The 14215-nt window shown below is 44.7% G+C and carries 6 protein-coding genes; 5 read left to right on the forward strand and 1 reads right to left on the reverse strand.

Features of this window, described 5'->3' with window-relative positions:
* Window positions 1–4 precede the first annotated feature (4 nt).
* Together LKO28_RS05240 and LKO28_RS05245 are read left to right on the forward strand one after the other, a co-directional pair.
* Complete coding sequence (locus LKO28_RS05240; protein WP_227693653.1) at window positions 5–2794, forward strand: glycosyl hydrolase family 95 catalytic domain-containing protein; 2790 nt, start codon at window positions 5–7, stop codon at window positions 2792–2794.
* Complete coding sequence (locus LKO28_RS05245; RefSeq protein ID WP_227693654.1) at window positions 2794–6288, forward strand: malectin domain-containing carbohydrate-binding protein; 3495 nt, start codon at window positions 2794–2796, stop codon at window positions 6286–6288. The genes LKO28_RS05240 and LKO28_RS05245 overlap by 1 nt, the downstream gene beginning before the upstream one ends.
* A gap of 366 nt (window positions 6289–6654) precedes the next feature.
* On the opposite strand, the gene LKO28_RS05250 is transcribed toward LKO28_RS05245, so the two are convergent.
* On the reverse strand, window positions 6655–7530 hold the full coding sequence (locus tag LKO28_RS05250) for an AraC family transcriptional regulator (protein WP_227693655.1): 876 nt from the start codon (window positions 7528–7530) through the stop codon (window positions 6655–6657).
* Window positions 7531–8098: 568 nt separating this feature from the next.
* Here LKO28_RS05250 and LKO28_RS05255 point away from each other — a divergent pair.
* From LKO28_RS05255 to LKO28_RS05265, 3 genes are read left to right on the forward strand one after another with little or no spacing between them, the layout of a single operon-like run.
* Window positions 8099–8767: a DUF3826 domain-containing protein gene (locus LKO28_RS05255; RefSeq protein WP_227693656.1), complete on the forward strand. Its 669-nt coding sequence runs from the start codon at window positions 8099–8101 to the stop codon at window positions 8765–8767.
* 5 nt (window positions 8768–8772) lie between these two features.
* The gene (locus LKO28_RS05260) at window positions 8773–11994 is read left to right on the forward strand and encodes a SusC/RagA family TonB-linked outer membrane protein (RefSeq protein WP_227693657.1); all 3222 of its coding nucleotides are present in this window, start codon (window positions 8773–8775) and stop codon (window positions 11992–11994) included.
* A gap of 26 nt (window positions 11995–12020) precedes the next feature.
* Window positions 12021–14042, forward strand: a complete 2022-nt coding sequence (locus tag LKO28_RS05265) for a RagB/SusD family nutrient uptake outer membrane protein (RefSeq protein ID WP_227693658.1) — start codon at window positions 12021–12023, stop codon at window positions 14040–14042.
* Window positions 14043–14215 lie beyond the last annotated feature (173 nt).

Here is a 14215-nt window from a genome sequence, read left to right on the forward strand (position 1 = left end):
GACTATGCGGTTAACATTTTTCTTTCTTTTCTTGTATGGATTAAGCGTTGTAAGTGCGCAAGGGCAACATACCTTATGGTATGATGCCCCTGCTCGTGAATGGGAAGAAGCTTTACCCATCGGGAACGGGAGGATGGGTGCGATGATATTCGGAGGAGACACCTTGGACGAAGTGCAATTTAATGAAGAAACACTTTGGACCGGTGAGCCGAGGAACTATAATAAGGTAGGCGCACATCACTATCTGGATACCATTCGTTTTCTGTTAGACCAAGGAAAGCAGCGTGAAGCAGAAGAGCTCGCGATGAACGAGTTTATGGGTCTAAAAAGCGAGACCGAAGCGAACGAACCTTGGTTAGTACGTGTAAGTGAAGAGAGAAAGAAAAAGAATGGCGTATATACGCATGGTTTTGACGATACAGCTTGGTCCACGATTCCTATGCCTTCATACGAAGGCTGGGAAGAAGTGGGGTTGGAAGGAATCGATGGAGCGATTTGGTTCCGGACAACGTTCCAGTTAACCGCTGACGACTTAAACGGCGATTGGGAGCTCGATCTCAATCGGGTCCGACAGTATGATTATACTTACGTGAACGGTCACTTCGTAGGACACGAAAAGGGAGATGGGACAAAACGTTTATATACTATTCCGAAAGAAGCCCTACGCGAAGGAACAAATGTTGTCGCCGTACAGGTAATCAACTTTGCAGGCAAAGGTGGGATTTCTGGCTACAAAGATACCCGTATTCCTATCGGGGTAAAAAATACAGCAGGGAAGTTTGTTTCCTTAGTGGGCGACTGGAAATACTGGATCCAGGATTCGAAGGCCCCCAAAGTAGGAGCATACCAAGCTTCTTACCAACCTTTCGGTAGTTTAAAGTTTCAATTTCCGGCAGGAGAGACCCGAGGGTATAAACGTAGTTTAAATTTGGAAACCGGATTGGCGGAAGTAAAATATGAAAGAGAAGGCGTACAGTTTTCCCGGACTTATTTTGCGAGCTATCCGGATAATATGATTGGCATTCGTCTTACGGCCGATAAGCCGGGTGAAATTTCTTTCGGTTTGGCCGTAGAAACCAAACACGAAAAACATCGTATCTGGAAAGTAGATGAGCAGACTTTGGCGATGACGGTACATGTCAAAGATGGCGCTTTAGAGGGAACCTCTTTCTTAACCATCAAACTTGACGGAGGAACCATCGTCGAAAAAGATGGTCAATTGCAAGTGACAGATGCAACTACCGCAGATATATATCTTACGGGTGCCACCAATTACGGAGATTACAAAACGCTCGCTCCGGATTACATGGTCAAAGCGGCAGCACATCATCGAAAAATAAGAAAAAAGTCATTTGAAAAGCTGCTGGACGCACATCAGCACGATTACCGTCAACTCTTCAGCCGTTTTCATATAGATTTGGGAGGGCAAGCCCAGCGGGAGATCCCGACCGATGAGCGGTTACGTCGTTTTGAAACAGCAGCCGATCCCGACCTAATCGCTTTATATGCCCAATTTGGACGCTATTTACAGATAGCCAGCGCCCGTGAAGGAACGCATCCCGCTAATCTACAGGGAATATGGAATCCGTGGCTAGAACCTTCGTGGGGAAGCAAATACACGGCCAATATCAATCTGGAGATGAACTATTGGGCAACAGAGATGCTCAATCTAAGCGAATTGCATGGGTCGCTATTCCGGATGATCCGGGAGTTGAGCGAAGCCGGTCAAGAAACAGCGCGTCAGTTTTACAATGCGCGCGGTTGGGTATTGCACCATAACACCGATGTCTGGCGGGGCACCGCTCCGATCAATAATTCCAATCACGGAATTTGGCCGACTGGTGGCGCTTGGTTGGTCACTCATTTATGGGAGCATTATTTGTTTAACCAAGACCCTAAAATCATTCGGGAATATTACGATATCATTAAAGGAGCTACGCTTTTCTTTAAAGATGTTTTAGTAAAAGACCAAAAAACGGGTTGGTTAGTCAGTACACCGTCTAATTCTCCCGAATATGGCGGACTAGTAAAAGGGCCGACCATGGACCACCAGATTATCCGTGCCTTGTTCGGGGTTTTTACAGAATCCGCGAAATTACTGGGTAAAGATGCCGCGCTGCGGGACTCGATTCAAACGATGTTACCGCAAATTGCACCTAACCAAATCGGTCAATACGGACAATTGCAAGAATGGTTGGAAGACCTAGACGATCCCGATAATAAGCACCGACATGTATCGCATCTCTGGGGACTACATCCGGGAAGTGAAATCAATATGGACGATACACCCGCTTTGGTAGATGCCGCTAAACAGTCTTTGCGTATGCGGGGCGACGATGGCACCGGCTGGAGTCTGGCGTGGAAAATAAACTTCTGGGCGCGATTAAAGGATGCGCAACACACCTATACCATGATCAAGATGTTGTTGCGTCCAGCGGGTAGTGCCGGTGGTTCATACCCTAATCTGTTTGACGCCCATCCGCCTTTCCAGATTGATGGTAATTTCGGCGGGGCGGCGGGTATAGGCGAGATGTTGCTCCAGAGCCATACAGCTTTCGTGGATATTCTCCCAGCTTTACCGAAAGAACTTTCTCAAGGAAACGTACGAGGCTTAAAAGCACGCGGTAATTTCGAAATTGACCTCACATGGGACGAACATAAATTAACACAAGTTTCTGTTCGGTCATATGCCGGCAAGCCGCTCAAGCTTCGCTATCAAGGGAAAGTAGTCGAGATCCCAACCAAGAAGAATAAAAAATATACATTCGATACAGCTCTTAATCTTTTAAAATAATGCGTAAAGTATTTGCCAGCATAACCTTCCTCTATATTTTTATGACCCTAGCCTTCGCACAAGCACCGCGTCAGATCATATCGTTGGATGCAGATTGGCAGACCGTGATGCACGAGGATGATTCAACCCTTTATCAGGGGTTTGAGCAGGAGTCATACGTGGGGGCAGACGATTGGAAATCGGTTAATGTACCACATAACTGGGATCAATACGGCGGTTACCGACGGATGCTCCGTGGAAATCAATTCGGACATGCCTGGTACCGCAAAGTATTTACGGTTCAGCAAAAGCAAGCAGGAAAACGGTTTTATCTGTTTTTTGAAGGTGTTGGATCCTACGCTACGGTATGGCTAAACGGCAAAAAAGTAGGGTACCATGCAGGGGGCCGGACTACCTTCACTTTGGATGTAAGCGAGGCAATCCATGCAGATGGACGCCCTAACGTATTAGCCGTACGCGCAGACCATCCACCTTTAATCCGGGACTTACCCTGGGTAGACGGCGGAGGCTCGGCCGAGCGTGGATTTTCGGAAGGTTCACAGCCCATGGGCATTTTTCGTCCTGTAAGTTTGATTGTAAAGAATGAAATCAATATTGCACCCTTTGGCGTGCATTACTGGAATGATGAGACGGCAGATAAAAATGGCGCAAAGATACAGCAGACCGTAGAGGTCGTCAATACCTCGGAGAAAGCCCGGCAGCTTACGATCTTGACTATTATGCGGGACGCGACGGGTAAGCAGGTACATCGTACAAAAGACGTGCATCATATCCAAGCGCGTACTACTAGCGAATTCACACTATCGACAATTTCCGTTACTAGGCCGAATCTTTGGGATACGGAGAACCCCTACCTGTATACAATGGAAACCATTGTGCAAGAAGGGCGAAAATTATTGGATAAAATCGAAACGCCCTATGGAATTCGCTCCATACGTTGGCCGAAAGGGTTAAAACCTATTGGAACGAATCAACTACTGGTGAATGGAAAACCCGTATTTATTCATGGCATAGCCGAATACGAGCATAAATTAGGGGGCTCCCACGCTTTTACTGCAGAAGAAATTTCGTCTCGCGTACGGGATATGAAAGCCTTGGGATTCAATTCCTTTAGGGATGCCCATCAGCCTCATAATTTGCGTTATCAGCAATTTTGGGATGAAAACGGTATTTTGTTATGGACGCAGATGGCGGCCCATATCTGGTTTGATAACGAAGCGTTTCGTACGAATTTTAAAAGCCTGTTACGTGATTGGGTGAAAGAACGCCGTAACAGCCCATCCGTTTTCCTTTGGGGGATAGAAAACGAAAGTACCCTGCCGGAAGACTTTGCCCGGGAATGCATGGAGATTATCCGTTCCATGGATCCGACGGCTTCTATTCAGCGCCTCGTGACAACCTGTAATGGCGGAGGTGGCACGGATTGGGATGTGCCACAAAACTGGACAGGGACGTATGGAGGAGATCATAATACCTATGGAGAAGATCTAAAGCGCCAACTATTGGTGGGAGAATACGGTGCATGGCGTACGTTGGAACTCCATGCCGAACCTCCTTATCTTCCTAACCATCCGGTCTACAGCGAGGCGAGGTTTACCGAAATTCTGGAAACCAAATTGCGGCTGGCCGACTCGGTAAAAGGTGAAGCGATTGGCCATTATCAATGGTTGTGGAATTCACATGATAATCCGGGACGTATACAGGGTGGAGAAGGCTTACGTGATCTCGATAAGATTGGGCCGGTTAACTATAAAGGTCTATTAACCCCTTGGGGTGAACCGACGGATGCTTATTATATGTACCGGGCGCATTATAGCGATAAACAGCATGACCCGATGGTTCATATAGCATCCCATACTTGGCCTAACCGCTGGCTCGAGGCTGGCGTGAAAAATGCGATTCGTATCTATTCCAACTGTGAAGAAGTAGAACTCTTCAATGATTTGGAAAACATTTCTCTGGGTGTACAAAAACATCCCGGATTTGGAAGACCTTTTGAATTTAACGGCGTTGATGTTCAATATAACGTGCTTTATGCAGAAGGCAGAAATGGCGGTAAGACTGTTGTTCGGGATACTATTATCCTGTTCAACTTGCCACAAAGTCCGAGTTTTGCTCAAATGCGAGACACCGCTTCAACCTTATTAAAAGGGGAGGAAGGGCTGCAGTATCTCTATCGCGTGAATAGTGGAGGGTCGTCCTATACGGATGCGTTCGGACAAAATTGGCTTGCAGACCAGCCTTACGCCAAAGAAGCAGGATGGGGCTCAGTGTCGTGGGCGGATAACTTTGATGATATTTCTTCCACCTTTGCCAGCCAACGGCGTGTCTTCGATCCGATAAAAGGGGTGGCCGATTGGTCGTTATTTCAGACCTTCCGGTATGGCTTGGATCAGTTGGCTTACCGCTTCGATGTTCCCGATGGAACGTATAAGGTAGAACTTTATTTCGCAGAACCATGGGTCGGTGGTGCGGGGTTGAAGGATGGTACGGCTATGCGTCTTTTTGACGTAGCGATTAATGGCGCGGTACAAGAAAAAAATATCGACATTTGGAAAGAAGTCGGACACGATGCTGCATTGAAGCGCGTATACGAAGTGCATGTGCAAGGCGGTGAATTAAAAGTTCATTTTCCACATGTTGCAGCTGGGCAAGCGCTCATTCATGCTATTGCAATTGCAGCAGTTGATGCACAGCCTATAAACGAGAAGAAATTTACCCATTTTAATATCGCAGTTCCGTCTGGAACAGTTCCCAAAATAGCGAGTTGGATGGATATTGGACAGGAGTATGACGCTAGCCGGAAACTGTCGTTCCACAAGCTTCCGGGTTACTTATATGGATCCGATTATTTCTTGCCGAACACTATGCAGGAAGATCTGGTATTGACCTTCCGTCAGCCGACAAATTTTTACCTTCTTTCGAATACAGAGCAATCTGGATACGAGTTTATGGGCGATTCCGTTATGAATAATAAGGGGGCGTATTATCAAGTTTACCGAAAAGTGCTGGATGCAGGAGATGTGGTGCAAGTTCCCAAGAGCGTAGATGCGGAGCTTGTGGTATTCCAGCAGCAAAGCGGTTTGCAGCCCGCCTTTGATTTAAAGGAATCGACGAGTTATAAAGCATACCAAAGCAGCCGTTATAAAGAGATGCAACAGGTGCATTTCCAGAAAAGCGACCGTTTACAATACACGGCGAATGATGGATGGATGGAATTTGAAATAAAAGTTGGTGTAGCCGATGTCTATGCTTTGATGCTCAAATACCATAACGCTTCGACGGAAACGCGCGAAGCAACGATCGAACTGATTACGATGGATGATGTAGTTTTGAAGCCGGCAGAAAAAGTACGCTTAGAGCCTACCCGCGACGGAAAATGGAATTATATTGACACCGACACCGGAACGATGATTAATGCCGGTACGTATCGCGTTCGCGTAACGTCAATTGACGCTAAGGATATTTATATTGATGCCGTAGAAGTCAAGTAGTCTTTTCTTTTTTTACCTCAAAAAAAGAAACAAAAAAAATCGTCGCTGCGGATCTTTGACAGAAAGGATAGTGCTAAGAATGAGTTCCTACAAATGTCAAAGTTCCGGAGGCGACATTTGAGGTTAATGAGGGATGGTACAAGAGTGTAATAAACGCGATGAATTATGTCCAGCGGTCAAGCGGATTAAAACGGCCTTGTATTGTTCGGCGGCCATCTTTGAGCAGGCTATTCCGTTTAAAACAGAATAATGTCTGAACGAAGTGAGTTTTATTCTGTTTAGGAATAGGCAAACTAAGATAGCCGAACCATACTCAGCCTTGATTTTTTTTGCTTCATTTTTTTCATCAAGGAAAAAAATGAAGAATCAATTGCGATTAAGATACCTCTTCTTATACTCCAGTGGAGTCAACCCCATAACCTTTTTGAAATGGCGGTAAAAATTCGAGACGTTATTGAAACCGCATTCGAAGCAGATCACTTCGGTCGGCATTTTGTTCTCGACCAATAGCCGACAGGCGTGACTGATACGTATTTCTACAAGGAAGTCATAATACGTCTTTCTGGTCATCATTTTAAAATAACGACAAAAAGAGGTGATGCTGAGATTAGCAATATTAGCAACCTCCTCCAAAGTAATGTCGTTTTTATAATGCGTATGGGTATAGTTAAAGATATTGTTTAAGCGGATATTGTCGGCTTCGTTGGATTGGTGGAAAGTCGTTTGTGTCTTCACGATCGTTTCGCACTCGTCGCTTTCTGCAATGGTTTTTAAGATTTGCAATAGCGAAATTACACGGCCAAGTCCCGTTTCGTCCACACATTTATGCATCAATTCGGCCACCTGTTTTTTGGTCTCTCCTTTGATCAGTAATCCACTTTTAGCCCTTTCGAACATTTTAGGGATTAAGTATGACTCGGGAAGCTGGAGTAACTGCTTGCCCAGACAGTCCGGCAGAAACTGCAATACGATTGCTTCAATGCTATAATCCGGGTTGTTTTGGAAATATTCGTCTTTACACCGCCACGCATGGGAGAGTTTTTCGCCTACGAGAATAATCTCGTCAGCTGCAAACTGACTGATATTATCTCCTATAAAACGGATACCTTCGCCCCGTATGGTGTAGTGGAGTTCAAGCTCCGCATGATAATGCCACACATTCCCAAAGTTGGGCATAACGTCATGTCGGGCGGAAAAGGAACTTTCTAATTCTGCCGGCAGTTTCCGATATAAAGGTTTCATATGCGTTCCGAGCTAATCCGTAAAAAATGTACAATCCATGTTTCGGTTTTCGAATATAAGATTTTCATTTTGGTTTTTATGGCAATATGCTATAATGAAAGGAGATTGTTACAAGTTCCCCTCTGTTTTTTTAGTGCATTTTGGTGTTTCCTTCCGGTAGCGTTTTGCGATTGATCCTTAGTATAATAGCTTTCTCATGTTGATTAGATTTGCAACTATTGTTCGGTTTTATGGGCCATGTTGAGATTACGCTCCCCCATATCAGGCTGAAATTGTATAATCTTAGTATATAGGTGGCATGCTAATATTTTATAACGATCAGATAAATTAACATATGATTAACATAATAATTTGATGTTATTTTGATTTTGGAATTGGTGGCTATGTCGAGTAGCATGTATGTTTCGTGTTAATTCGGTATTTATTAAGCGTTTATAGGTGGTTTTTGTTGGTCGCACAAGATTAAAGCAATCCGAATCGCTTATGGATGTATAGTGCATTTTCATGTATGTTATTAGCAAAAGTGCGTAATCGTAGAATATTAAAATATAAAGATCAATTTGTAAATATGAGAGTTAAAGTTAAGTGGTTCGTGGGGATACTAATGGCGATTTTTGTCAGTAAAGGATTCGCACAGACAGACGAGGAGAAATACCTCCAGGTTATTACTGAACGTGCGGATAAAATAGTTGCCACTTTGGGCATTATGGATTCGATAAGATATTATCAGGTACGTGATGTTTTGGTTGAACAGTACAGTGTATTGAATACACATCACGAAGCGCGGGAAGAAGCTATTAAGCAGCTAAAGGAAGAGTTTGTTGGCCAGAAGGAAGTTCTCGAAAATAAACGTACAGCTTATGAAGCCGATCAGGACAAAGAACTCCGTGTCGTCCATAACATCTTTGTTGACAAATTAGAAAGGTTATTGGACGCGTCACAGATAGAGGCGATAAAAAATGGTATGACCTATGGCGTACTTCCCTTAACGTATGGCGCTTTTCAGGATATGATTCCGAGTCTGACGAACGAGCAGAAAGCAAAGATTTTAAATTACTTGACTGAAGCGCGGGAACTTGCTATGGATGCGCCGGGTTCGAGAGAGAAACATGCGGTTTTCGGAAAATTCAAAGGCCGTATTAATAATTACCTGTCAGCGCAGGGCTACGACCTGCAGAAAGAAGGCGATAATTGGAAAGCACGTCGCGAACAACAAACAAAAAATATTAATCCATAAATACGATGAAGAGTCCATTATTATTACTTTGCCCTTTACTTGTTGTGGGGTCATTGCACATGGCTGTAGCGAACGAATCAGTTCATCATTCGGCCGTGCATGCGGATATGTTGGTTAATGTAACCGGAAAAGTTCTAGATCCGGAGGGCAATCCGGTAATCGGAGCGACTGTGGCTATAAAAGGAACGACCACCGGCACACATACGGATGTGGAAGGAGTATTCCGATTAAATTTACCGCAGGGCGATGAACTTTTAGTTGTAAGTTACGTGGGTTATAAAACCTTAGAGTATTCGGTTAATAATCAGACCAATGTAACAATCGTTTTAGAGCCAGCGGATGCATTGGAGGAAGTCGTCGTTGTGGGATATGGAACCCAGAAAAAGGCCCACCTTACCGGTTCGGTGGAGACCGTTGATATGGAGGCGATTCAAGACATTCCCGCGACAAACTTGGGTGCTGCGTTGTCTGGCCGCTTGGCTGGTGTTGGAGTTTCCGGTGGAACATCCAGACCCGGGTCTAAGGCCGCTTTGGAAATTCGGAAAACAATTCCTTATGGAAAAGACGCCGGAACCACCGAACCGTTATATGTGATCGATGGGGTGATACAGGTGAACGAACAGAATACACCAGAGTCTACCTTGTTTAGTAATCTCGATCCTTCGGAGATCGAAAGTATATCGATTTTAAAGGATGGTGCCGCGGCCGTATATGGCGTGCGGGGTGCCAACGGTGTGGTCATCGTGACCACCAAAAGAGGGAAAGAAGGCGCACCTAAAATTTCCTATAACGGTTCCATTGCGGTAAATGATAGAACTTACCGTACGAAGATGATGAATGCCTACGAGTTTGGGCAATACTTCAATATTATGAATGGGCCTTATGGCCGAAATGCACAGCCGGGAAGTAATAACTTCTTCTCACAAGATGAATTGGAGCATTTCAAAAATGTAGATTATAACTGGTTAGACGATGCGTGGAAAGCTTCTTATAATACGCGTCATGCATTAAGTGTAAGCGGCGGGTCGGAGCGTGCTACGTATTTTGGCGGTGTAACTTACAGCAAACAGAATGGTAACCTCGGGACACTAGATTATAATAAGTGGAACTTCCGTGCGGGAACTGATGTAAAAGTGGCTTCTAACCTAAAAGTAGGCTTGCAGGTCTCGGGTAATGAGGATCAGTTGGATAAAACTTTCAATAAAGTATCTGGTGAAGGTCCGGAGGATGACTATAAGAACCTATTGTTGGCGGCGCCTTACGTTCCAGCATATATTGACGGGTTACCGGTCAAACTTCCAGGACGGAACAACGACCTGTCGGCATACCATTTTTACGAAATTGAGCGGTTGGGTAACTTAGCGGAAACCGATTCTCGTTTTTTCTCGATCAATATCTCCGCAGAATATGAAGCTCCATTTTTGGAAGGCTTAAAAGCACGGGCAACCTACGCTCGTAATATGCGCCATTCGGCAGGTAGCCAAATTGGAACAAAATACGAGCTCTATGAATTTACCCGAAGAGGGGAAAATGGCCACATCTACGAAGGATCAACCGACCCTAGACCGCTAACGGTGAGTAATGGTAATCGCCTTTATTTCTCGAATAGAAGTGGGAGCAACACACAAGTCAACTTCTTTCTAACCTATGATAAGCAAATCGGACAACACAACTTCAGTGGGTTGTTTTCGGTAGAGCGTGGTGAGGCGAGAGGTCAGCAAGAAGATGTTTGGAAATCCGATCCATTAGAAACAACAAATGGTCAGTTCGGTACCGCATTCGGCGAAATTGATGGACGTACATTTGCGAATGAATCGGGTTCGTTGGGTTATATCGGCCGGGTTAACTATCGTTACGGCGAAAAATATCTCGCTGAGTTCTTGTTCCGTACAGATGCCTCTACCAAGTTTGCGCCCGAAAATTATTGGGGAAAATTCTATTCCCTATCCGCAGGATGGGTGTTGAGTGAAGAAGATTTCTTCAAAGAAGTGAAAGGTGTTGATTATTTGAAATTACGTTATTCCGTTGGTCTTATGGGGAATGATCAATTTACCCCTTGGGCGTGGAGACAACGCTATACGTATCAAGTCGGGAAAGGGCCTGTATTCGGTGGAAACGGTAACGCACAAACCGGTATGCGGATGGAAAGAACACCCAATCGGAATGCGACGTGGAGTGATGAGTTTAAAAATAACCTTGGGATAGATGCTCGCTTTTTGAATAACCGATTGTCTGCAACGGTCGATGGGTATTTTAATAAAGGAACCAACATCCTATTGGAGCGCGTGGGCAATGTACCGGTTTCTGTAGGTGGATCAGTGGCGGCAGAAAACTATGCGCGCGTAAACACTTATGGATACGAAATTTCGCTGGGATGGAACGATCGGATCGGTCGTGATTTTAGCTATGGCGTCAGCGGTCGTTTGTCATGGGCGGATTCCAAAATCATTCGCATTGACCAATCCGAAGCCTACGAGGCTTATCCTTGGAACCCCGACAGAAATGGTGCTTCCGGCGATATTGGTATGTGGGGTTATGATTACTTAGGCATGTTTAGAACGCAGCAAGAAATTGATGCCTACGTAAATGAATACAACATTACCGAAGTCTTTGGTACCGCGGCTGATCAGCTCCGTCCGGGTATGCTGTATTATCGCGATGTTCGCGGTCCACTTCAAGCGGATGGTACCTTTGCCGCACCTGATGGGGTCATTAACAAAGACGACCAAATATTGTTAAGCAAAAAACAGGGTAACCCGTACGCATATGGTATTACGCTTAGGGCTGGGTACAAGCGTATTGCTTTTGAGACGGTCATTACCGGTAGTTTCGGAGGATGGTCGGAGATCGGTGAACGCAAGAAATTGAATAACGACATCACCCGAGTCTATAATAACCTTCCGGTTATATGGAATGATATTTATGATCCGGAACTTAATCCAACCGGAACCATGCCTAATCCGGAATGGGAAAATATATATGGTGTCAGCTCAAACTTCTGGCGAACAAGTGCATTCAGAATGCGTGTAGCCAGTATGAATTTGAGCTATACATTGCCTTCTTCGGTCATCGATCGTTTAAAGGTCTCTAATGCACGTTTTTATCTTTCGGCAATCAATCCAATGGCTTTATACCAGCCGTTTAGCTATAAAGATGCCTATGGAACGTCTTGGGATTCGTATCCAAACTTAAAGACTTTCTCTTTCGGGCTTAATCTTACGTTATAATCACCATTAAATAACAACGAATAATAATGAAAAAGTATCTATATATCCATTTGTTGCTATCGCTCTTCTTGCTGACTACCGGCTGTAGTGATAAGTTTTTAGAAGAAAAGCGCGATTTAGGAGCGGTAAACGAAGATGTGTTTATCGATCCGGTATTGGGACAAGCTTATATCGACTATGTTTATGGGCTGTTTTTGCCGGCGAATAACCAAACTGGTTTTATGCAAACAAATACCGCGTCAGAAAATGGCTCCTACAATACCGTATTTACCCAAACTACCGACGAATTGGCGGGAGAGACTGATTTCAATAAGGAATGGGCAAACATCTCCTATGTGAACAACCACGCCAATAAGTACTTTGGTCAGCGCATGGGGACGAGTATCAGCAACAACACCTGGACGCGCTTGAGACAGATTAACTTATTCCTAACAGAGGTCGATAAGTATGATATGGACGAAGCCCCTAAGAATCTCTTAAAAGGGCAGATGTATTTTTGGCGTGCCTGGCAATATTTCGAACTAGTCAGATTGTACGGTGGCGTACCGTTGGTACTCGAACCCCAAAATCCCGCGGTAGGTGATATTGAAAAAAATGCGACACCGCGTAGTTCAACGGCCGAAACCATTACGCAGATCTGTGCGGACCTAGACCAAGCTATCGCGCTCTTGCCCGGTAAATGGGATAATGCTAACTGGGGGCGCATCACTAGTGGTGCGGCGGCAGCTGTAAAAGGGCGCGTGTTGCTTACCTATGCTAGCCCGCTTTTTAATCCTAATGATGACGTCGAGCGCTGGCAAGCAGCTTACGATGCCAACATGGAAGCCAAGGCGCTACTCGAACAAAATGGTTTTGGTCTTTACCAAGAAGGCAATTTAGCCAACGGCGAAGCTTGGGGAAATATGTGGTTTAAAGAAGAAGGAAATCCCGAAGCTATTATCGTATTTAGTTTCAATAATTTGGCTAAAGGAGGCAATTTTGCTAAAAATAGTGGGTGGGAACAAGCCATCCGTCCAAAGGAAATTAATGGTGAGGGATCTGTTTCGCCTACTAAACAGATTGTTGAGTCTTTTCCGATGAAGGATGGTAAAGCTATAAATGACGCTTCATCAGCCTATGCATATGACGCCAACAAGTTTTATAAAAACAGAGATCCACGTTTTTATAAATCCTTTGCTTATAACGGCGCTATTTGGCCTTATGGAGGCAATGATAATTTCAAGCTTTGGACGTATTCTTGGAGAAGAGACAACGGTAGCGCTTATTTGCCCACCGAGACAAGAGGTGCGAATACTAGTGGTATCTACGTGCGCAAGGCGTCGAACTTAGGCGCTAGCAACGCGATTAACAATTTTGAACAAAGCGGGACAGACTTTATGGAATTCCGCTTCGCAGAATTGGTGTTGAATATAGCGGAATGTGCCGTTGGTATCAATAAATTGAACGAAGGGCTAGAAGGGCTGACGGAAATAAGAGCACGTGCCGGTGTTGAAAATAATGATGGAGCTTATGGTTTAGCAGCTGTAGCAGGAGATCGCAATAAACTATTTAAAGCGATTCTAGACGAGCGAAAAATCGAATTTGCTTATGAAGGCAAGCGCTTTTACGATCTTAGACGTTGGATGCTATTTGATAATGCGACCGGTATGAATACACGTTTAGGTATTCCGGTATTGAACGGTACACGTCGTACCGGTTACCGTATCACCGTTAAAGATGACGCAGGTGAGTATTTCGGAGCGGTAGATCCCCTACGAGCAAGTGACGATGGCAACGTGCCGGTAATCGACCGAAACGCGAGCGACTATCCAGCGGGTATAGAAACCTACGAGGAATATCTTGACTACCTATATGATCATTATTTTGTAGTAGACGAGCGCGATGACTTGGATCGTACCAATGTTTCTCCGCAATGGACATTCAAGTGGTATCCCGAATACTATTACTTCGGAATCCATCAAAACGTGTTGGAAACATCGCCGTACCTCGAACAAACGAAAGGCTGGAATAGCATAAGTGGTGCAGGTACCTTTGACCCCCTGCAATAGGCTACAGGCTTAATTATATGCCAAAAACACCCTACTCAAACGAAGAGTAGGGTGTTTTTTTTTAGGAATTCCTAGTTAATAACAGATATAAACAGGATAAAATAATACAGAATCGCTGTAACTGCTTTGGTTACTTTTGAGGTGTAAATCCTTCGTTAGTAGGGTAATTGCGA

The sequence above is a fragment of the Sphingobacterium sp. FBM7-1 genome (assembly GCF_020687765.1).
Taxonomy (GTDB): Bacteria; Bacteroidota; Bacteroidia; order Sphingobacteriales; family Sphingobacteriaceae; genus Sphingobacterium.

What these genes read in the sequence shown, in the direction of transcription:
- LKO28_RS05240 (WP_227693653.1), top strand. Translation starts at nt 5, where the DNA reads ATGCGGTTAACATTTTTCTTTCTTTTCTTGTATGGATTAAGCGTTGTA.
- LKO28_RS05245 (WP_227693654.1), top strand. Translation starts at nt 2,794, where the DNA reads ATGCGTAAAGTATTTGCCAGCATAACCTTCCTCTATATTTTTATGACC.
- LKO28_RS05250 (WP_227693655.1), bottom strand. Translation starts at nt 7,530, where the DNA reads ATGAAACCTTTATATCGGAAACTGCCGGCAGAATTAGAAAGTTCCTTT.
- LKO28_RS05255 (WP_227693656.1), top strand. Translation starts at nt 8,099, where the DNA reads ATGAGAGTTAAAGTTAAGTGGTTCGTGGGGATACTAATGGCGATTTTT.
- LKO28_RS05260 (WP_227693657.1), top strand. Translation starts at nt 8,773, where the DNA reads ATGAAGAGTCCATTATTATTACTTTGCCCTTTACTTGTTGTGGGGTCA.
- LKO28_RS05265 (WP_227693658.1), top strand. Translation starts at nt 12,021, where the DNA reads ATGAAAAAGTATCTATATATCCATTTGTTGCTATCGCTCTTCTTGCTG.